This window comes from Streptococcus infantis, assembly GCF_047465185.1.
Classification (GTDB): domain Bacteria; phylum Bacillota; class Bacilli; order Lactobacillales; family Streptococcaceae; genus Streptococcus; species Streptococcus infantis_O.
The window spans coordinates 399,176-417,763 of the sequence record NZ_JASHAJ010000003.1 but is presented as its reverse complement, the minus strand read 5'-3'; the positions used below and the strand labels follow the sequence as shown (position 1 = coordinate 417,763).

19 protein-coding genes, 1 tRNA gene, 1 rRNA gene and 1 pseudogene are annotated in these 18,588 nt (G+C 38.2%); all 22 read right to left on the bottom strand.

Annotated features, from left to right (window positions below; genetic code table 11):
* Positions 1-330 (bottom strand): 16S ribosomal RNA (locus QM382_RS07865); the annotation flags it as partial.
* Positions 331-565: 235 nt separating this feature from the next.
* A tRNA-Glu gene (locus tag QM382_RS07860) sits at positions 566-637 on the bottom strand.
* 110 nt (positions 638-747) lie between these two features.
* Complete coding sequence (gene nusG, locus QM382_RS07855; RefSeq protein ID WP_214262781.1) at positions 748-1,284, bottom strand: transcription termination/antitermination protein NusG; 537 nt, start codon at positions 1,282-1,284, stop codon at positions 748-750.
* 49 nt (positions 1,285-1,333) lie between these two features.
* Positions 1,334-1,510 carry a preprotein translocase subunit SecE gene (secE, locus tag QM382_RS07850; protein WP_004254104.1) on the bottom strand — a complete coding sequence of 59 codons (177 nt, stop codon included), beginning with the start codon at positions 1,508-1,510 and terminating at the stop codon, positions 1,334-1,336.
* Between the two features lie 9 nt (positions 1,511-1,519).
* Positions 1,520-1,672: a 50S ribosomal protein L33 gene (rpmG, locus tag QM382_RS07845; protein ID WP_001809375.1), complete on the bottom strand. Its 153-nt coding sequence runs from the start codon at positions 1,670-1,672 to the stop codon at positions 1,520-1,522.
* 120 nt (positions 1,673-1,792) lie between these two features.
* The gene (locus QM382_RS07840) at positions 1,793-2,485 is read right to left on the bottom strand and encodes a phosphoglycerate mutase (RefSeq protein WP_414272943.1); all 693 of its coding nucleotides are present in this window, start codon (positions 2,483-2,485) and stop codon (positions 1,793-1,795) included.
* A 132-nt stretch (positions 2,486-2,617) separates the two neighbouring features.
* A complete protein-coding gene (locus QM382_RS07835; RefSeq protein WP_303407598.1) occupies positions 2,618-2,986 on the bottom strand; it encodes a hypothetical protein in 369 nt (122 codons plus the stop codon).
* Between the two features lie 100 nt (positions 2,987-3,086).
* On the bottom strand, positions 3,087-5,879 hold the full coding sequence (ileS, locus tag QM382_RS07830) for an isoleucine--tRNA ligase (RefSeq protein ID WP_414272942.1): 2,793 nt from the start codon (positions 5,877-5,879) through the stop codon (positions 3,087-3,089).
* A gap of 256 nt (positions 5,880-6,135) precedes the next feature.
* Positions 6,136-6,948 carry a DivIVA domain-containing protein gene (locus tag QM382_RS07825; protein ID WP_178894634.1) on the bottom strand — a complete coding sequence of 271 codons (813 nt, stop codon included), beginning with the start codon at positions 6,946-6,948 and terminating at the stop codon, positions 6,136-6,138.
* Between the two features lie 16 nt (positions 6,949-6,964).
* Complete coding sequence (locus QM382_RS07820; RefSeq protein ID WP_178894633.1) at positions 6,965-7,219, bottom strand: DivIVA domain-containing protein; 255 nt, start codon at positions 7,217-7,219, stop codon at positions 6,965-6,967.
* A gap of 6 nt (positions 7,220-7,225) precedes the next feature.
* Positions 7,226-8,011 (bottom strand): RNA-binding protein, encoded by a 786-nt coding sequence (locus tag QM382_RS07815; RefSeq protein WP_414272941.1) that lies wholly within the window; start codon positions 8,009-8,011, stop codon positions 7,226-7,228.
* Entirely contained in the window at positions 8,008-8,268 is a 261-nt protein-coding gene (locus QM382_RS07810; RefSeq protein WP_006153053.1) for a YggT family protein, read from the bottom strand. Before QM382_RS07810 ends, QM382_RS07815 begins: the two co-directional genes overlap by 4 nt.
* Entirely contained in the window at positions 8,268-8,819 is a 552-nt protein-coding gene (locus QM382_RS07805) for a cell division protein SepF (protein WP_254730830.1), read from the bottom strand. The genes QM382_RS07810 and QM382_RS07805 overlap by 1 nt, the downstream gene beginning before the upstream one ends.
* Before the next feature lie 9 nt (positions 8,820-8,828).
* Positions 8,829-9,500: a YggS family pyridoxal phosphate-dependent enzyme gene (locus QM382_RS07800; protein WP_414253985.1), complete on the bottom strand. Its 672-nt coding sequence runs from the start codon at positions 9,498-9,500 to the stop codon at positions 8,829-8,831.
* A 5-nt stretch (positions 9,501-9,505) separates the two neighbouring features.
* The gene (gene ftsZ, locus QM382_RS07795; RefSeq protein ID WP_414253986.1) at positions 9,506-10,759 is read right to left on the bottom strand and encodes a cell division protein FtsZ; all 1,254 of its coding nucleotides are present in this window, start codon (positions 10,757-10,759) and stop codon (positions 9,506-9,508) included.
* A gap of 16 nt (positions 10,760-10,775) precedes the next feature.
* Positions 10,776-10,976, bottom strand: coding sequence for a cell division protein FtsA C-terminal domain-containing protein (locus QM382_RS07790; protein WP_414254204.1), 201 nt, complete (start codon positions 10,974-10,976; stop codon positions 10,776-10,778).
* Positions 10,952-12,143: pseudogene (gene ftsA, locus QM382_RS07785) on the bottom strand (cell division protein FtsA); the annotation flags it as partial. The gene QM382_RS07790 and the pseudogene ftsA, both read right to left, overlap by 25 nt.
* A 394-nt stretch (positions 12,144-12,537) precedes the next feature.
* Positions 12,538-13,593, bottom strand: a complete 1,056-nt coding sequence (locus QM382_RS07780) for a galactofuranosyltransferase (RefSeq protein WP_414272940.1) — start codon at positions 13,591-13,593, stop codon at positions 12,538-12,540.
* 15 nt (positions 13,594-13,608) lie between these two features.
* Positions 13,609-14,706: a UDP-galactopyranose mutase gene (gene glf / locus QM382_RS07775; RefSeq protein WP_195184116.1), complete on the bottom strand. Its 1,098-nt coding sequence runs from the start codon at positions 14,704-14,706 to the stop codon at positions 13,609-13,611.
* 126 nt (positions 14,707-14,832) lie between these two features.
* Positions 14,833-15,981 (bottom strand): polysaccharide polymerase, encoded by a 1,149-nt coding sequence (locus QM382_RS07770; protein ID WP_195184117.1) that lies wholly within the window; start codon positions 15,979-15,981, stop codon positions 14,833-14,835.
* 217 nt (positions 15,982-16,198) lie between these two features.
* Positions 16,199-17,614 carry a flippase gene (locus tag QM382_RS07765; RefSeq protein ID WP_195184118.1) on the bottom strand — a complete coding sequence of 472 codons (1,416 nt, stop codon included), beginning with the start codon at positions 17,612-17,614 and terminating at the stop codon, positions 16,199-16,201.
* 6 nt (positions 17,615-17,620) lie between these two features.
* Complete coding sequence (locus QM382_RS07760) at positions 17,621-18,586, bottom strand: glycosyltransferase family 2 protein (RefSeq protein ID WP_195184119.1); 966 nt, start codon at positions 18,584-18,586, stop codon at positions 17,621-17,623.
* Positions 18,587-18,588: the final 2 nt, after the last annotated feature.

Here is an 18,588-nt window from a genome sequence, read left to right as displayed (position 1 = left end):
TCAGTCCCAGTGTGGCCGATCACCCTCTCAGGTCGGCTATGTATCGTTGCCTTGGTGAGCCGTTACCTCACCAACTAGCTAATACAACGCAGGTCCATCTGGTAGTGGTGCAGTTGCACCTTTCAAGAAGCTATCATGCGATATCTACTGTTATGCGGTATTAGCTATCGTTTCCAATAGTTATCCCCCGCTACCAGGCAGGTTACCTACGCGTTACTCACCCGTTCGCAACTCATCCGGAAAGAGCAAGCTCCTCCTTCAGCGTTCTACTTGCATGTATTAGGCACGCCGCCAGCGTTCGTCCTGAGCCAGGATCAAACTCTCATTAAAAGTTTGAGTTCTCACTCATTTCTGTCACTGACAGATTTATTGTTTTTTTCATTGTTCAGTACTACAACTTATAGTTGTAGTGCCCTGCACATTGGTTCGTCTTGTTCAGTTTTCAAAGGTCTTTGTCTCTCGTTCTTATCGAGCGACAACTATATTAGTATATCACAGTCACTTTTCTCTGTCAACAGGTTTTTTTAACTTTTTTATTCCTATTAACTCAACCGCGATACACTCATAGTCCGTACGGGATTCGAACCCGTGTTACCGCCGTGAAAAGGCGGTGTCTTAACCCCTTGACCAACGAACCCTGAGCTTTTTCAACTCTTTCTATTATATACACTTTTACAATCTTGTCAACTAGTTTTTTAAAAATTAGTCAACAGGATTCGAGATTTACAAGTAGATTAGTACCTGCTATTACAATTCAGCAATTTGATTCAAGTTTACTTCTGCTACAGTATCATTACCAAACATTGAAATAATCATTTTCACTTTGTTATTATCAATTTCAGTGATTTTTCCTGTGTAATCAGTAAAGGCACCATCAATGATTCGAACTGTTTGACCAACTTCAACATTGATATTGAATTCTTGAACCGTTTGTCCCATTGATACCAAGATATCTCTGATTTCTTGTTCCAAAAGCGGAGTTGGTTTAGATCTGTTTCCGTGTGAGCCGACAAATCCCGTAACGTTTGGTGTGTTGCGAACTACAAACCAAGCTTCATCAGTCATAACCATTTCCACAAGGACATATCCTGGGAAGCGATTTTCTTCAACTTCTTTTTTCTTCCCATTTTTTTCAACTTGCACTGTTTGAGTTGGAATTTCCACACGTAGGATATTATCCAACATATTGTATGTTTGTGCACGTTGCAAGAGATTTTCTTTTACTTTATTTTCATAACCAGAATATGTTTGTAGGACAAACCATCCTTTATCAAAACTATCCATCTTTTTTCCTTTCTTAATGGTAAACTTCTTTCAGCCTATTTATATTATCTTAAAAAATGTTAATGAATCGGATCAATCCGCTAACGATTAACTGGTCAAAAATATAAATGATGACAACAAAGAAGGCAGTGTATTCCATGATAGATTTGAAATCTACCCAACTTTGTTTTCTAGTTGGCCAAGTTGTATCTTTAAGAAGTGTAAAGATATCCTTAATAAAACCCATTCTTATCTCCTATCTCGTTTCTCGATGTGTTGTGTATTTACCACAATGTTTACAAAATTTGTTTACTTCTAAGCGAGTCGGTTTTGGATTCCCACTAATTTTAATCGAGTAATTTCGCGAACCACAAACCGCACAGGCTAAACTTGCTTTTTTAAGTGCCATAGCGCCTCCATCCTATCTATTATAACAAGAATCCTTGTCTTTGACAAGTTAAATTACACCTTGCGTTTTCCTATTTTTAAAATAAAAAAGCCTAGGAATAATCCTAGACTCTATTTTACATTATTTTCCGAGGTAGTATTCAGAAACAACGTTCAAATTTTCGTCAAATTCGAATACCAATGGTGGGAAGTTAGGGATTTCCACATCCATGATTTCATCGTCTGACAATTGTTTGATGTGTTTTACAAGGGCGCGGATTGAGTTACCGTGTGCACCTACGAATACATTTTTACCATCTTTAAGAGCTGGAGCGATTTTATCTTCCCAGAATGGAAGAGCACGTTCCAAAGTAACTTTCAAGTTTTCAGCATCTGGAATCACTGAGTCGTCAAGTGAAGCATAACGACGGTCAGTATGAGCTGAATACTCATCATCGCGAGGCATTGCTGGAGGCAATACATCGTATGAACGACGCCAGATGTGAACTTGCTCATCACCAAATTGCTCAGCAGCTTCAGCTTTGTTTTTACCAGTCAAACCACCGTAGTGACGTTCGTTCAAGCGCCATGATTTTTCAACTGGAACCCAAAGTTGGTCAGATGCTTCAAGTGCAAGGTTAGTTGTTTTGATTGCACGTTTCAATACTGAAGTGTAAGCTTGGTCAAATTCAATACCAGCTTCTTTGATCAATTTACCAGCATCGATAGCTTGTTGAGTACCTTTTTCAGAAAGATCTACGTCAGCCCATCCTGTGAAAAGGTTAGCTTTGTTCCATTCAGACTCACCGTGGCGAGCGAAAACCAATTTTACCATTAGTTGGATTCTCCTTTTATTTTTCGAGGTTGCCCTCATTTATCTATTCTATTTTACACAATTTTTCACAAAAAAGCTAGTTAAAATCAACGAAAAAGAGAAGAGCTCTTGGACTCTTCCCTAAAAAATAATTTATTCTTCAATTCTAAATTGTTTCAAGCTTGCTAGGTACAAAGCCCCACCAATGACAAGGACAATTCCACCAATCCACCCAAGGAAAGGAATCAAGGCGACTACAGATCCAACGATAAATAGAATCGATGGTGCTAGTGAAATACGATTGTCATCCTTATAGTAGACAAGTGAGAGGATTCCAAGAATGAGGGTTGCAATTTTCACTAAAGAGAATACAACGAAAATAATTCCCAAAATAAGCCCTGCAGCATCTTCGTCTTCAGAAATGGCTGCAAGAAATACCATAAAAATTGGTAAGAAAGCTAAAATAGCTCCTGCAATAATACCAATAAATCCATCTACTTGTGCAAGTGTTTTTGTCTTCATAAATGTCTCCTTTTATTTTGATAAAGTATATTATACCATATTTTTATTAAAGTTTTAATTTTTAAAAAAATACAGGAATTTCTCCTGTATTTTTGTTAGACTATTTAGCTTCAAATCCTTCTGCTACTGCATCCGCAAAGTTTTCTTCGACGATGCTTGCACAGTGATCACAGATGGTTGCGTGGTAGTGGCGTTCTGCAGTTGTTGGATCGATGCGACGGCAACGGTCACAAACTTCACCAACTGCACGTTCAACTGTGAAGGCTACATCTTCAAAGCTAACTGCACCTTCTGGGGCTGGTCCTTCTGCAATGGTCAACTCAGAAACAATCAAGAGTTGAGCGACATTGCTATCAACAGCTCCAAGAAGTGTTTTCACCACTTCATTTGGATAAACTGTCAAGTGAGCTTCAAGAGATTTACCAATCACTTTTTCATTACGTGCTTCTTCCAAGGCTTTTTGAGCTTGACCACGGAAGTCCATGAAGGCTGACCAAGTATCCAAGATTTCTTCTTGGTTGGCAAACGTTTGTGCTTCTGGCAATTCTGACAATTGAACGAAGTCTTCTGCTTCAAACTCAAGGTATGACCAGATTTCTTCAGCAGTGTGAGGAAGAATTGGTGTCAAGAGTTTGGTAATTTTCACAAGAATATCATAGAAGACTGTTTGCATTTGACGGCGTTCAAGTGACTTAGCCCCTTCAATGTAAACAACATCTTTGGCAAAGTCAAGGTAGAAAGCAGACAAATCAACGTTGATAAAGTTCACTAGGGCTTTATAGATTGTCAAGAATTCAAAGTTTGCATAAGCGTCACGAATGGTCTTAACAAGTTGGTTAAAGCGGATGGTCATGTACTTATCAACAGAACGAAGTTCTTCGTAAGCGACTGCATCCTCAGCTGGGTTAAAGTCAGATGTGTTGGCAATCAAGAAACGAAGGGTGTTACGGATCTTACGGTATGTTTCAGAGACTTGGCTCAAGATATCCATAGAGATACGTACGTCGTTACTTGAGTCTACACTGGTTACCCAGAGACGCAAGATTTCCGCACCAAATTGTTTTTCAACATCGCTTGGAGCAATGGTATTTCCAAGAGATTTAGACATCTTCTCACCTTTACCATCTAATGTGAAACCTTGAGACAAGATTTGCTTGTAAGGTGCTACGCCATGGTTAGCAACAGATGTGATAAGTGATGAGTTAAACCAACCACGGTATTGGTCAGAACCTTCAAGGTAAAGGTCAGCTGGGTATTTGAGTTCTGGACGGTTGACCACTACTCCATTCCATGATGAACCTGAGTCGAACCATACGTCCATGATATCTGTTTCTTTCTTGAACTCTCCATTTGGAGAACCTGGATGTGTAAATCCTTCTGGCAAGAGGTCTTTGGCATCACGTTCCCACCAGATGATGGAACCATGTTCTTCAAAGAGTTGAGCTACATGCTCGATGGTTTCAGCTGTCATGATAGGTGTTCCATCTTCAGCGTAGAAGATTGGAAGTGGGACCCCCCAAGCGCGTTGACGAGAAATAACCCAGTCACCACGGTCACGAATCATATTGTAAAGACGGACTTTACCCCACTCTGAGTGGAATTTTACTTTTTCAATTTCGTCCAAGATTTCTTGACGGAATTTTGATACAGAAGCAAACCATTGTGGTACTGCACGCCAGATGATTGGTTTTTTCGTACGCCAGTCAAATGGGTAGGAGTGAGAGATTTCTTCTTGGGCAAGTAGCAAATCACCAAGTTTTTCAATAACTGTTGGGACAACCTTATCATAGAATTGGCCTTCAAACTCAGCGCCTGCGTTAGCCATCATGATACCGCGTTCGTTAACAGTCACAGCAACTTCTAGACCATTGGCAACACCGACATTGTAGTCATCCTCACCAAAACCAGGGGCTGTATGGACAATACCTGTACCAGAGTCTGTTGTAACGTGATCGCCAAGAATCACCAACTCATCTACAGCTGTATCCCATGGGTGTTCTGTCACGATGTGGTTCAATTCTGAACCACGGTGAGTAGCCAAAACTTGAACGTCAGACCAACCAAATTTCTCAGACAAGCTGTTCAACAATTCTGAAGCAACCACAAACTTACGAGTTTCGCCAGCTGGTTGCACCAAGACGTAATCAATATCCGCACCAACAGTCAAACCACGAGAAGCTGTGATGGTAAATGGAGTTGTTGTCCAAACAACAATGTAAGTATCTGTATCAAGGACACCTTTGCCATCTTTAACCTTATTAGCATAGTAAAGAGAAGTTGAAACTAAGTCATGGTATTCAATTTCCGCTTCAGCAAGAGCTGACTCAGATGACCATGACCAGTAAACTGGCTTCGCACCACGGTAGATGTAGCCCTTGTTAGCCATCTCACCGAAGACACGGATTTGCGCTGCTTCATAGTCAGGGGTCAAGGTTACATAAGGATTTTCCCAGTCACCTGAAACACCCAAGCGTTTGAAGTCTTCGCGTTGTTTATCGACTTGAGAAAGAGCGTATTCACGACAAAGTTTCAAGTATTCAACCAAATCCATCTCTTTGCGTTTGACACCTTGTTTTGCCAAAACTTGCTCGATAGGTAGTCCGTGTGTATCCCAACCTGGGATGTATGGTGCGTAAAATCCTGACATAGACTTAGAACGAACAATGATATCTTTTGAAATCTTGTTCATGGCATGTCCTACGTGGATATTTCCATTGGCATATGGAGGGCCATCATGAAGAGTGAAGTGAGGTTTTCCTTCATTCAACTCTTGACGACGTTGATAGAGTTTTGCTTCTTCCCACTCTTTTTGCCAAACTGGCTCTTTTGTAGGAAGGCCTGCACGCATTGGGAAATCTGTTTTTCCTAGGTTTAGGGTATCTTTTAGTTTCATGTTTACTCCTTTAATGTAAATTGACAATATAAAAACCACGACTCGCTAAAAAGGACGAAAATCGTGGTACCACCTTTGTTCGGAAAAAGAACTAGTCTTTCTCCCTCTTTTCCCGTAACGTGGGTAACGTCAAATCCTACTAACTTCAGACTTGATAACTTGAGAGGATAAATTTACCAACAGGGATTGTAGGACTTCCACCATCTCCTACTCGCTAGAAATGTGTTTGATAAATTCTTGTTCTCTAATGAGATTCTTATAAAATTAGAACTGACTCTTGTTGAGTGTTAGGATCGTCTTGAGATCCTTCCTCATGCGATGGTTCAACAGGAGTTTCAGCAACTGGCTGAACTTCAACTTCAGTTTCAGTTGACTCTTCAGCAGTTTGTTGCGTTTCCAACAATTCCTTGTTAGCTGCTTCAATACGTGCTTGAAGTTCTGCAACTTCTTCTGGAGAGAATTGACGAGTCATGTCAATCGGCTCTTCTTCATGGTATGACGATACATCTTCACCTAGAACCTCTCGGACAACTTCCTTGAAAGCTTCGTCACTCGTTTGAAGATAAGTTGCAGTCGGACGCAAAATTTCTTCCCAATCTGATGAATCAACAATAGCCAACTGACTTTCGATTGTTGATTTCAAACGTTGGTGGAAGACGCGACTCTTGTTCTTCAACTCTTCAGTTTCCACAGCAACTTTTTTAGCATTATCTGTAGCTTGTCGCAAAATTTCATTGGCTTTATACTTAGCTTCATCAAGTAAACGTTGAGCATCTTGCTCAGCCTGCTTAATGATGTTATTAGAACGGTCATTCGCAGCTTGTTTTACACGTTCAGCTGTGTCTTGGGCAATCAAAACTGACTGACTCAACGAATCTTTGATTTCGTCAAAATAAGATAGACGCTCTTCTAAATTTTTGATATGTTGATCCTTTTCATGATTGCTACGAACTAAATCTTCATAGTCCCGAACAACAATATCTAAAAATTCATCAACTTCTTCACGGTTAAAACCTCTAAACTGAACACCAAAGGTTTTATCCTTAATTTCTAACGATGTAATTGGCATATTTTCCCTCACTTATTTAATAAAAAATAGAATCATTAATTGCTTCTGGTTCTTGCTCGTTTGTTACTGTTCTTTTAGGAATATCAGTCGTATAATAGGAAAGACGTTCTTCTAGTTTTTTGATATAGAGTTCAGTTTCCTCTTTGTATCGGATTAATTCCTCTAATTCAAAATAAATCTTATCTAGAAATAGGTCAACCTCTTCCTGATCGTAGCCTCTGAATTTTCTTGAGAATTCCTTGTCAGTAATATCTTGTGGTGTAATTGACATATTTTCTCACTTGCTTAAAAGTAGTTGGACTGTTAGTTTTATCTTATCTTTCTTGGTTTGACCATTTTCTTTGAGCAAGATTATTCGGCCAAAGCGTCTCACACTGATTAAATCACCAAATTTTAACTGATAGTCAGACTTTTCAACTATATGATAATTGACCTGAACCAGCTTCTTTTCAACCAGAGCTACAGTTTGTGAGCGTGATAATTTCAATATACTAGATAAAAAGGCATCTAGTCGCAGGCTTGAAACCAAGATTTCCTTTTCTTGATACTCATCTTTAGACTCTATCTTATCTGAAAAAGGACGTTCTACTAAACTTACAGGCAGCTTGGAAATCTTTTTAATCCCATCCTGGAAAAGAGTGGTAAATCTTCGATCGACAATAATTTGGGCTTTCTCTTCTGTTACCAGAATGTCTCCAAATAACTTTCGGTCAATACCTAGCCGATTGAGAACTGTTCCCAGAATTTTTGAATGGGTTAGTTGTTGAAACTTGCTGGAATACTCAATCTCAAGCAAGGTCATTTCAAAATCTTCCAAACTTGGCGTAAAGTAATCCGGCGCTAGAATGACCCGAGCATACTCTGAAGGTACAAAACTAGTACTAGCAAAAGTCTTTACTCCTCTATTATTTCCCAATGTTTCTAAGATAAAGATTTGGTGAGGGTTTATAAAAGGAGATAAAATCGGTGCGTAATGTTCTTCTACCTGTCCTAACCACTCCAAACCCTTGTCGATAAAAGGGATATCTTCTGTTGCGAAATGTTGGTAAAGTTCTTTACTCATAAAACTACCAACAAATTGATGAGATAGCGACTTATCATGCGCAAGAGAATTAGGGCTATCCAAACAGAGAAATCCAAACCTGCGATTTGAAGAGGTAGACGTTTTAGAGGTTCAAGAATTGGTTTACACAAAGTCTCTAAAAACTTCCCCAACTGGGTGTTATAGGCATTTGGAAACCATGATAATAGAGCAAAAGCTACAAGTATCAGCGAATAGATATCTGTAGCATTTTGGATAAAACGAATTATTAGAAACATTAACGTACTCTATTTCTCTTCATGTCAAAGTCGTATCCTTCGCTTTGAGCTTCTTCAGGTAAACGAATATCTTCAATGTTTACCACAACACCAACAGGTGTCAAAAGATACATTGTGTTCGCTACTTTTCTTAACTCACCAGCAAGAACATGACGTGCTCCATCCAAGTAATCCAAACAACGACGAGCTTGAACTTCTGTCATATATTGGAAGTCAATCAAGATACTTTCATTTCCAGCCAACAAATCAACAATATCTGTTGCATCTTCATAACGGCGTGGGTAACGAACATCGATGGTTACTTTTTCAGTAGAGTGATGGCTTTCAATTGCTAGTTGTTGCTGACGGGCATGAAGTTTTGTAATATTCTTCTCTTTTGTCTCAACTGGTGAAGGTTCTTGAGCAGCAGAAGCTTGCTGAGGTAATTCTCTCTTTGGAGGAACTGAAGCTAGTGGACGTTCAGAACGTGCAGCGACAACTTCTGAAGCAACTTCATCTCCATCTTCTGTAAAGTAATCTATAAATTTATCAAATTTATCTTTTAATGACATGATTATTTCCTATTTAAAAAATGCAGTACCAATTCGAACGAAAGTCGAGCCACACTGAATCGCTTCTTTATAGTCACGGCTCATTCCCATACTTAGTTCTGTCATTGGCATATTGGGGAGTTGTTGTTCACGAATGTATTGTTGCAACTCTTGCGTTTCTTTAAAGATTTTTTGCAACTCTTCTGTTTGGGCTTCAAAGGGAGCCATGGTCATGAGACCAACATACTCGATTTTATCCAAGCTAGACAAGTCTGGCAAGACTGTCAATAGTTCTTCTTTTGAAAAACCATGCTTGCTTTCCTCTCCAGAAATATTGACCTGCAAAAAACATTTAACCGTACGATTGGCACGTTTTTGAATTTCTTGAGCTAATTTCAAAGAATCTAAAGCGTGAAAATAATCAACATAAGGAATGATATCCTTGACTTTTCTTCTTTGTAAGCTACCAATCAAGTGCCAAGTAACATCTTTATCACTTAAAGCATGATACTTCTCAAGAAATTTGTCAACACGGTTTTCACCAATGTGTTTGACTCCTTGGTCAATCAAATTTGCTGCAGTTGCAATATCAACATATTTTGTTACGGCAATTACAGAAACCGAACCGTCTTCACGGCCGGTTTCTTGAATTGCTTTTGTAACCTGTTGAAATACCTGATTTGTATTTTCTTTTAAATCCATCTCTATTAACGGTTTTTAAAGAATGGTGGTGTTTCCAACTCATCTTCGTCAGAAGATGGTGCTTCGAAACGTTCAACTGGAGATACGACTGATTCACCTTGACGAACAATTGAATCACGTCTCAAGTCCCAATCACCAAAAGCCGATGCTTTAGGAGCTTCAGTTTGACGTTGTGAAGGAGTTGGAAGTTCAGCTGTTTCAGCCAAATCAAAATGACGGTCATAAGTGTGAGTGTGAGCAGTTCTTACTGGTTCACGGAATGACGCTTGTCTTGGTTGTGGCGCTACAACTTTATCGACTGCATCTTGACGAACTCCAGTAGCAACAACAGTTACACGGATTTCATCTTTCATTGATTCATCAATAGAAGTACCGAGCCAGATATTTACGCCATGTCCAGCAGCTTGATTGACGATTTCAGAAGCTTCTTCTGCTTCAATCAAAGTCATATCCAAACCACCAGTTACGTTCACGATAACATCTTCTGCTCCATCGATAGTTGTTTCAAGAAGTGGTGAGTAGATAGCTTTACGAGCCGCTTCAATAACGCGTTCTTCTCCGCTACCGATACCAATACCCATAAGGGCATTTCCTTTGTTTGCCATCACCGTCTTCACGTCTGCGAAGTCCAAGTTGATCAAACCAGGATTTGTAATCAAATCTGTAATCCCTTGAACACCTTGACGAAGAACGTTATCTGCTTCAGACAAAGCTTCAAGAAGTGGAGTTTTCTTGTCAACAATTTCTAATAAGTTGTTGTTTGAGATAATCAAGAGAGTATCAACATGTTCGCGAAGTTCGTTGATCCCTTCGACTGCAAATTGACCACGTTTGCTTCCTTCGAAACCGAATGGACGTGTCACAACAGCAACAGTCAAAGCACCTAAACCTTTAGCGATACGAGCGATAACTGGTGCAGCACCTGTACCAGAACCACCACCCATACCAGCAGTGATGAAGACCATATCTGCACCACTGATAGCTTCAGTAATTACTTCTTCGCTTTCTTCAGCAGCCTTACGACCAACTTCAGGCTGTCCTCCAGCACCAAGTCCACGAGTTAATTTTGGACCAAGTTGGATAACTGTTTCAGCTTTTGTACTGCTCAAGGCTTGTACATCTGTGTTGGCTGCGATGAACTCAACACCTGAAACGCCTTCGTCAACCATGCGGTTAATGGCGTTTCCACCGCCACCACCGACACCAATTACTTTAATTACTGCACCTTGTGCTGCTGCTGTATCAAATGAAAATGTCATATTTTATCCCTCTATCCTATTCATCAAACATGCTTCCGATTAAGCTACGGAATCGCTCAGTCAATTTTGGTTTTTCTTCTGATTGATTTGAAGTTGCTGAGTCAGCAGTATAAGTCGGTTCTGCTGATTCAGTTGAAGTTGTACCAAACACTGAACGTTGAGAAGTTGCAGGTTTTTCCTGACTTGAAGTTCTGAAATCAATCGGTTGTTGACGCAAAACTTGATCTCCTCTGATAGCTCTTTGAGCCAAAACATTAATTTCTGTAAGGCTTCCAGCAAATTCAGACAAACTAATCACATGAGCAAATGCAGGATTGCGGATACCCACTTGGTTTGGAACGTAAAGTTTTACACGAACTCCAAGTACTTCTTGGGCAAGCTCAACGATACCTGGTAGAATAGCATTTCCACCAATCAGAGCAATACCACCTGGCAAGTCCAACAAATGTCTTCTTTCCAAATCTTGTTTGATTTGTTCAAAGATGTGTTTCAATCGAGCTGAAATAATTTGAGCCAAGTATTCTTCTGTAACTTCTACAGGTTCTACTTCACCAATCACTTCAACTTGGAAAGTTTCTTTGCTTGCAAGTTGCGGATAAGCTTCACCATAGTTCAGTTTCAAACCTTCTGCAATTTTCTTAGAAGTTTTAAGAACTTTTGAAATGTCTTTAGTGACGTAATCGCCACCTTCTTGGTAAACATTTGTGTATTGAAGCTCTTGATTACGGATAGTAGCAACGCTTGTTTGGCCACCACCCATATCGATAACTGTTGCTCCAAACTCACGTTCGCCTTCGTTAAGAACAGAGTTTACAATTGCAAGTGGTGAAATAATCACGTTATCGACTTGAACTCCAACACGTTCTACAGTTTTACGAAGGTTGTGAAGAATGGTTCTTGGACCTGTATAGAGAAGTCCACGCATTTCCAAACGAACACCCATCATACCACGAGGGTCACGAATACCTTGGAAGCCGTCTACTACAAATTCTTCTGGCACAAACGTAATCACTTCACGATCAGGTGTCATGCTCTTTGTCAAAGCAGATTTGACAACATTCTCAACATCTTGATCTGTAATTTCTTTTGTATCTGATGTTACAGGAATCATTCCCTGAGTTGGTTCCACTTGCAACAAGTTTGCTGGAAGCCCAACGTTTACTGATTTGATTGAAATTCCTGCTTTTTCTTCTGCTTGAGAAATAGCAGATTTGATAGCCGTTGCTGCGGCCTCGATGTCAACGATAATTCCATCCTTGACACCTTTACTTTTGGCGTTGCTAACACCGATTACATTTACTTCACCATCTACAAGCTCAGCAACTAATACTTTAATTGAGCTTGTTCCAATATCTAAGCCTGTAAAGAAACCATTTCTAGTCATTACATTGCGTCCTCTCTATCTTCCAAGTTTCACACTTTGATTTTTTAACAGCTACAAGAAGGCATAGCTATTCACAGAATATTATATCACAAAAATCCGATTCGTGCCTAATTTTTTGTGATTTTATCGAAGGTTTTTCATTAAATTTATTTTAATATTCCATTACAAGTCCCTCTTTTTTATTTTTTCTATGAAAAACAGTGTAAAAGAGTCAGAAAAGCTGAAAAATGCGGTGTAATTTATTGTGTTTTTTCAAGTATTTTCATGCCCAGTTCATTTCAATTTTACGTTAAGATGAAGTACTTAATTTTCCCCTAAAAAATCGTTCTCTGCTGATCTAATTTTTATACAAAAATGATTAGTTGTAACAAAAAAAGAAGTCCAAAAAGACTTCTTATTTTGTTAATTCTTTAAGAGCACTGGTTAGGTAAAAACCATCTCGTATCTTTTTACCAATATTTTTTGCATTTGCAATCAATTCTTGATAATCTGCATCTGATAGATTTTCGATTGTGTTTTTTAAATAATGAAGCGATTCTACTGCAATCCCACAGCCATTCTCAAGCACAAAATGAGACAAGGCAGACTGTTCCCACACTACAAGTGGGAATCCAGATGCCAAATAAAGGGATGCCTTGTGAGAATTGTTATAACGGAGGTACTCTCCGAATACACCACTACATGTTTCAGCACTATCGCCATCCCATACTAGCCCAAAGCCACCCTCAAGGGCTGCAGGTAGTTCGTCAGGTAAGAAAGAACCAAAGTAAGCCTCATTCTCTAAAGCTCTACTCTTATCAAATCCAACACCATAGAGGTTATAGATTGGGGTTTCTGGAAGAACATAAAGATACCCAGCTTTCTCTTGTGCCAAATTACCTGCTACAATAATTGGTTGGTCTTTTGTTTGAGTTGTCTTTTCTTGAAAATCTGGAATCAAATAGTCGAAAATGCCAAGACTAACAATCTTATCTTCTGCAATCCCTTTGTCCACTAAAACAGATTTCATGATTGGATTATGGGCAATCACTCCATCAGCTATCTTCAACAAACTTGATTCTTGAAGATGAACCCGAATCTTATGTTTTAAAGGTACTGTATCCAAATTAGCATATCGTAAAGCTTCCAAATCATGGATAATAAAGTAGACTTTCACCCCACTTCGCTGGATTTTTCTTACCAATCGAGTGGTGAAAAAACTATGGTGGAGCATGGGAAATTGAATCAATAATTGATCCCCTGATTTCAACTGAGAGAAAGCTTGAGCTAGAGCTTTCGCCTTGTGTTGTTGAGCTTTAACGGTTCCCATATGGTACCAATTATCAACTGTTAACAACAAAGGTTGATAACCTTCTCGTTTGACGATCTCCTCGACATCATTTCTAGCCTTATTTCCGGCGTTACGAGCACCAGAATCTTTTAAAAACTCTTCTTTTAGAAAATACTTCATGGATCTCTGTTTCTTTCAATCAAATTCATTTGCTACGACTTCCAAAGCACGCTCAATAACCACATGCATATCGTAGTATTTATAGTCTGCTAGGCGTCCACAGAAGATGACCTTGTCATTTTTGGCTGCTTCTTCTTGATATTTAGCAAACATAGCGTTGTTCTTTTCATCATTGATTGGGTAGTAGGGTTCATCCCCACGTTTCCAGTCAGCTGGGTATTCACGGGTGATGACTGTCTTCGACTGGGTTCCATACTCGAAGTGCTTATGCTCGATAATCCGAGTATAAGGAATCTCACGCTCGGTATAGTTGACTACAGCATTCCCTTGATAATTTTCCTCATCCAAGATTTCGTGTTCAAAACGCAGGCTGCGGTACTCCAACTCCCCATGTTTGTAATCAAAGTACTGGTCAATCATCCCTGTGAAGACTACTTTTTCTGCTGATGCTTCCAGCTCTTCACGATTAGCAAAGAAATCAACCCCAAGCTCTACTTCGACGTCGCCCAACATGTTTTCAATGATGACGTTGTAGCCACCGATTGGAATCCCTTGGTAACGGTCGTTAAAGTAATTATTATCAAAGGTCAAACGAACCGGAAGACGTTTGATGATAAACGGAGGAAGGTCTGTTGCAGAACGTCCCCATTGTTTTTCTGTATAGCCCTTGATCAATTTTTCATAGATGTCCGGACCAATCAACTTGATGGCTTGTTCTTCCAAGTTTTTAGGCTCAACATCTTTCATATCAGCCGTTTGCTCGGCAATCTTGTCTTTGACTTCTTGGGGAGTCTTGGTCCCCCACATAGCGTAGAAGGTATTCATGTTGAAAGGAAGATTATAAAGGTTCCCCTTGTAGTTAGCCACTGGTGAGTTGATATAGTTATTAAATTCAGCAAACTGGTTGACATAATCCCACACTTTTTTGTTGGAAGTATGGAAAATGTGAGCGCCATACTTGTGGACATTGATGCCCTCAACATTTTCACAGTAGATGTTTCCACCGATGTGATCACGCTTGTCAATCACTTTTACTTTTTTGCCACGTTTTGTAGCTTCGTGTGCAAAGATTGCTCCAGACAAACCTGCTCCAACGATTAAATAGTCATACATATTAAAACTCCGTTAATAAACTCTACAATTTCTTATTAATGCCGACTCAGGATCAGCAAAGGTTAGTTACTTTTTTAGAAAGGTATCATTTCATGTATTAGACCCGCCTAAAATTTTGTACTAGAGCTAAGTCTCATTTGATGCAACAATATCATTTGATTCTTTTTTGCTAAAGGTATTTGTTGTAAATAGCAAAAACATGAATATATTATATGTAGGAACAAACCAAAAGGCTTCAATCATACAGTTAAAAGCAATCAATGATAAAATCGCAACGAATAAATATTGACCATCCTTATACTGTTTTCTCGAGGCGACAACATAAATTACGATCAATAGGACTACAGGAACTATTCCATATGTAAACAACATCTGCACATAAGAAGAATCCACATAGTTATACCCAATTACAGATTCTGTTTTTCCACCTGATCCGATAAATTGAACGTTTCTAGTCCCAAATAGATGCACTTCAAATGTAGTAAATGCATTCCTGCCTAGAGCCAGCCTTCCCGTAATTAATTTGTTTATCGATACTAAAAATGGATCAGACCATGAAAACTTGTATGATAAATAGGTAACAACTGAAGCGAATACAACAGCCGAATAAGGTAGCAAGGCAAATATTTTTAATTTTTTCCCCTTGCTATAATAAAAATATGTAAAAATAACTGTCGCTAACAAGATTGACAAAGCATTTAAACGTGCATCACAGTATTTTATAATAAAAGCTGATAGCAAGAAGCCAAACAGAGTTCTGGACCATATCAATTTATCTTTTAAAAGATAAGAAATTGCTATAAATAGATAGAAGCAATGTGATGCAAAGTCGGTAGGATAAATAAACCCAAACGAATTTCGAATAACACCCGCACGATTATATTGCAGGTTAGGAACAATGCCAACCAGCGATAAAAGAAAAACTCCAACTACAAGAACACCAGCTACAATTACATAGTTCCTCAAAACTACTTTCATATCCACATTAACCAAGAGGACTAGTAGCAGCGAATAGACTAGAAAATTAAGCCTATTCGTTTGAAAATACACTAAAATCCCCGAAAGCAACAATAGAATAGAAAATATTAGATATTTGTATGAGACCCGCATTTTATGTAAAAAACGAAGCCCTAAAAGCAATACAACTAAAAATAGGAAATTTAGTTTAACTTGAAAAAAAGTCCTATCCAGCATCGTAGTTGATATGGTATTAAAAAACACCACTACAGATACAACAATGCTGACTAGTAAGTTTTCAAATTTAATTTTTATCATATTTTTTGAAAAAGAATCATACAGGGTGAATTATAAGAAAAAGAAATATCGAATTGAATGAGAAAAATAGTATTTCTTTAATCCCCTAGTTCACTTATACTCTTCTATCCTCCCTTTCCTAACTATTTAATCAACCAAAGCGAATTTAATCTTTACAAGAGTTTATTTCACAATAAAACTATAAGCTACTGAGATCTCTTATTTATTCCATACAATGTCACTTATTCAATAACTGCCGTTTCAACTCTTTTGGACTAATTACTTTTAAGAATAGTATTTGAGAAATGTAAATCACCGCTCCTATTACAGCAAATACCATAACATTTATAACAGGCGTAAAATTCACTGTAGTTTTTACAACGAATAGTACACCGTACATGAGAGCTGATGCTCCTATAATTTTAACTGTCGAAGCAAGAAAAGGCACTTCCTTTAAATAGTTTCTTGTAAAATATAGTTGAATAGCCCATACTAAAGCTTCTGTTAATACAGAAACAATGGCTGCTCCGATGTAACCTAATTTAGGTAGTAATAATAAATTTAAACCGACACTCACAATAGCTGGAATTGTTGTCGAAATCATAAATTCTTTATTTTTATTATGTGGAATCAATATTTGAATACCCATAATATTTGTCCAACCAATAAAGAACATTCTAAAAATCATAATTGCTATCGCATACTTAGCATCTTGGAAATCCTGTCCTAAGAAAAATTGGACGAAATCATCATTAACAATCAACACTCCTGCAATGATAGGAAAAATGACTAAATTGTATATTAAGAAAGACATCTGATGCATTTTGTTTACAGCCTTGTGATCTCCAGTAGATAGGAGATTGGCAACACGAGGAAGCATCACACTTCCTAATGAAGTCACTAGTGTAAGCAAAATATTGACCAATTTTAAGGCTTGGTCGTAAATCCCGACGTCTTTAGTTGAAGCTAATGTTCCTAGCATAGTACGATCCAAAGTAACATATAGCGAAATAGCTATTTGAGGCAAAAACAAGAGAATAACTGGTTTCAAGTGTTGTTTAGCATAGGTCCAATCAAAATGTGGTTTCCCGATAAATTCTCTAGCTGGCAACCACATGCTCAACTGCCCCAGCAACTCAAATATAGTCAACAAAAAAACATATAAATATAAATCGTTTGCTGATTTAACAAACAAGAAAATCGAAATAACACCTACAAGTTTGACAGTAATATTTCTAACCGTTATCTTACGAAAGTCTTCCAATCCTTGGAAGAGCCAGGAGATATCCATCCCCTTAGATACCAAGCTCAATCCCAAAATATATGCAACTGGATTCTGCATAAATGAAAAAGAGAGACACACGATAATGTATAAGGTGATTGAAAGGATTGTGGCACCAAGTTGCAAGGTATATATGCCCCAAAAGTTTTTCCCGATATCCTTCCTATGGCCTGAAATTTCTTTTGTTCCGTAGTTGGCAACACCTAAAGTAGCTAAAAGAATAAAGTAGGTAACAATTGAATTAAAGTAGCCGTATATCCCTAAATCATTTGAGCTAAATACCCGGGTCACATAAGGTGTCGTTATAATTGGAAGAATTATGACTAGTAGTTGGTAAGAGAGATTATATGCATAATTTTTTAAAACCTTCATTCTTACCTAACCCATCTTCTCTCTAATTTTTTCATACAGTTTTGGAGAAACCAAAAGCATCAAGTATTTCACTTTATTTTTCCCTGTTGTATTTGGATTAGGAATAATATCGTTAAAATATCTAGTGTATTCTTTTCTGATTTTATTGACATCCAAATACATATCTGAACTGAGCATAGCATGGACAACATGTAGACCATTAAAGACGTAGCGGACATTTAAAGCTCTTCTCATTTCCTTATCATTAGGATAGTCTCGTTCGATATAACTTCTATTCCATTCCATGGCCTTGTAAAAATCTAAGAGACGTTCACTGTACTTCGAATTAACAGTACTGCCCATGCGTCGGTAGTATTTATAAACACTTCTATACCCAACCGCAATTTCAGTACAGTAATGAATATGCTCGTAAGCCATCGCTAAATCTTCGTATATCATTCCCTCTGGATAAGGATACTGAAGTAAAATCTCTTTCTTATAGAGTTTACCACCTGGATGTGTTCCAACACTATTTCCGTAAAACATACGAACAAGGCCTGTATAACGATCTAATTTCTCACTATTTTCAAGAGAAATGTCGTCAGTATTCAATTCTGTTTGATAATTTCGTACTTCAACAATTGACGTGACGACTAAATCGACTACGTATTTATCTCTCAAAGCAACTAAATACTCGACGGCTTTTAAATCGTAATAATCATCAGAATCTAAAAACATAATCCAATCAGAAGATGATGCTTGGACTCCAATATTTCTGGCACGAGATTGACCTCCATTATCAATATGAAGTACTTTAATACGCTCATCTTCTCGAGCATATTGGTCACAAATTTCTCCTGAAGAATCTGTAGAACCATCATCTACCAGTATAATTTCTATATTTTTATAGGTCTGTTGTCGTAGACTTTCTACACAATAACTCAGGCAGTCTTCAACATTGTACACAGGTACAACAATAGAAACCTTATCCATTA

Excerpts from the sequence above, each read along its gene's own strand:
- nusG (WP_214262781.1), bottom strand. The coding sequence starts at position 1,284 with ATGGATAGTTTTGATAAAGGATGGTTTGTCCTACAAACATATTCTGGT.
- secE (WP_004254104.1), bottom strand. The coding sequence starts at position 1,510 with ATGGGTTTTATTAAGGATATCTTTACACTTCTTAAAGATACAACTTGG.
- rpmG (WP_001809375.1), bottom strand. The coding sequence starts at position 1,672 with ATGGCACTTAAAAAAGCAAGTTTAGCCTGTGCGGTTTGTGGTTCGCGA.
- QM382_RS07840 (WP_414272943.1), bottom strand. The coding sequence starts at position 2,485 with ATGGTAAAATTGGTTTTCGCTCGCCACGGTGAGTCTGAATGGAACAAA.
- QM382_RS07835 (WP_303407598.1), bottom strand. The coding sequence starts at position 2,986 with ATGAAGACAAAAACACTTGCACAAGTAGATGGATTTATTGGTATTATT.
- ileS (WP_414272942.1), bottom strand. The coding sequence starts at position 5,879 with ATGAAACTAAAAGATACCCTAAACCTAGGAAAAACAGATTTCCCAATG.
- QM382_RS07825 (WP_178894634.1), bottom strand. The coding sequence starts at position 6,948 with ATGCCAATTACATCGTTAGAAATTAAGGATAAAACCTTTGGTGTTCAG.
- QM382_RS07820 (WP_178894633.1), bottom strand. The coding sequence starts at position 7,219 with ATGTCAATTACACCACAAGATATTACTGACAAGGAATTCTCAAGAAAA.
- QM382_RS07815 (WP_414272941.1), bottom strand. The coding sequence starts at position 8,011 with ATGAGTAAAGAACTTTACCAACATTTCGCAACAGAAGATATCCCTTTT.
- QM382_RS07810 (WP_006153053.1), bottom strand. The coding sequence starts at position 8,268 with ATGTTTCTAATAATTCGTTTTATCCAAAATGCTACAGATATCTATTCG.
- QM382_RS07805 (WP_254730830.1), bottom strand. The coding sequence starts at position 8,819 with ATGTCATTAAAAGATAAATTTGATAAATTTATAGATTACTTTACAGAA.
- QM382_RS07800 (WP_414253985.1), bottom strand. The coding sequence starts at position 9,500 with ATGGATTTAAAAGAAAATACAAATCAGGTATTTCAACAGGTTACAAAA.
- ftsZ (WP_414253986.1), bottom strand. The coding sequence starts at position 10,759 with ATGACATTTTCATTTGATACAGCAGCAGCACAAGGTGCAGTAATTAAA.
- QM382_RS07780 (WP_414272940.1), bottom strand. The coding sequence starts at position 13,593 with ATGAAGTATTTTCTAAAAGAAGAGTTTTTAAAAGATTCTGGTGCTCGT.
- glf (WP_195184116.1), bottom strand. The coding sequence starts at position 14,706 with ATGTATGACTATTTAATCGTTGGAGCAGGTTTGTCTGGAGCAATCTTT.
- QM382_RS07770 (WP_195184117.1), bottom strand. The coding sequence starts at position 15,981 with ATGATAAAAATTAAATTTGAAAACTTACTAGTCAGCATTGTTGTATCT.
- QM382_RS07765 (WP_195184118.1), bottom strand. The coding sequence starts at position 17,614 with ATGAAGGTTTTAAAAAATTATGCATATAATCTCTCTTACCAACTACTA.
- QM382_RS07760 (WP_195184119.1), bottom strand. The coding sequence starts at position 18,586 with ATGGATAAGGTTTCTATTGTTGTACCTGTGTACAATGTTGAAGACTGC.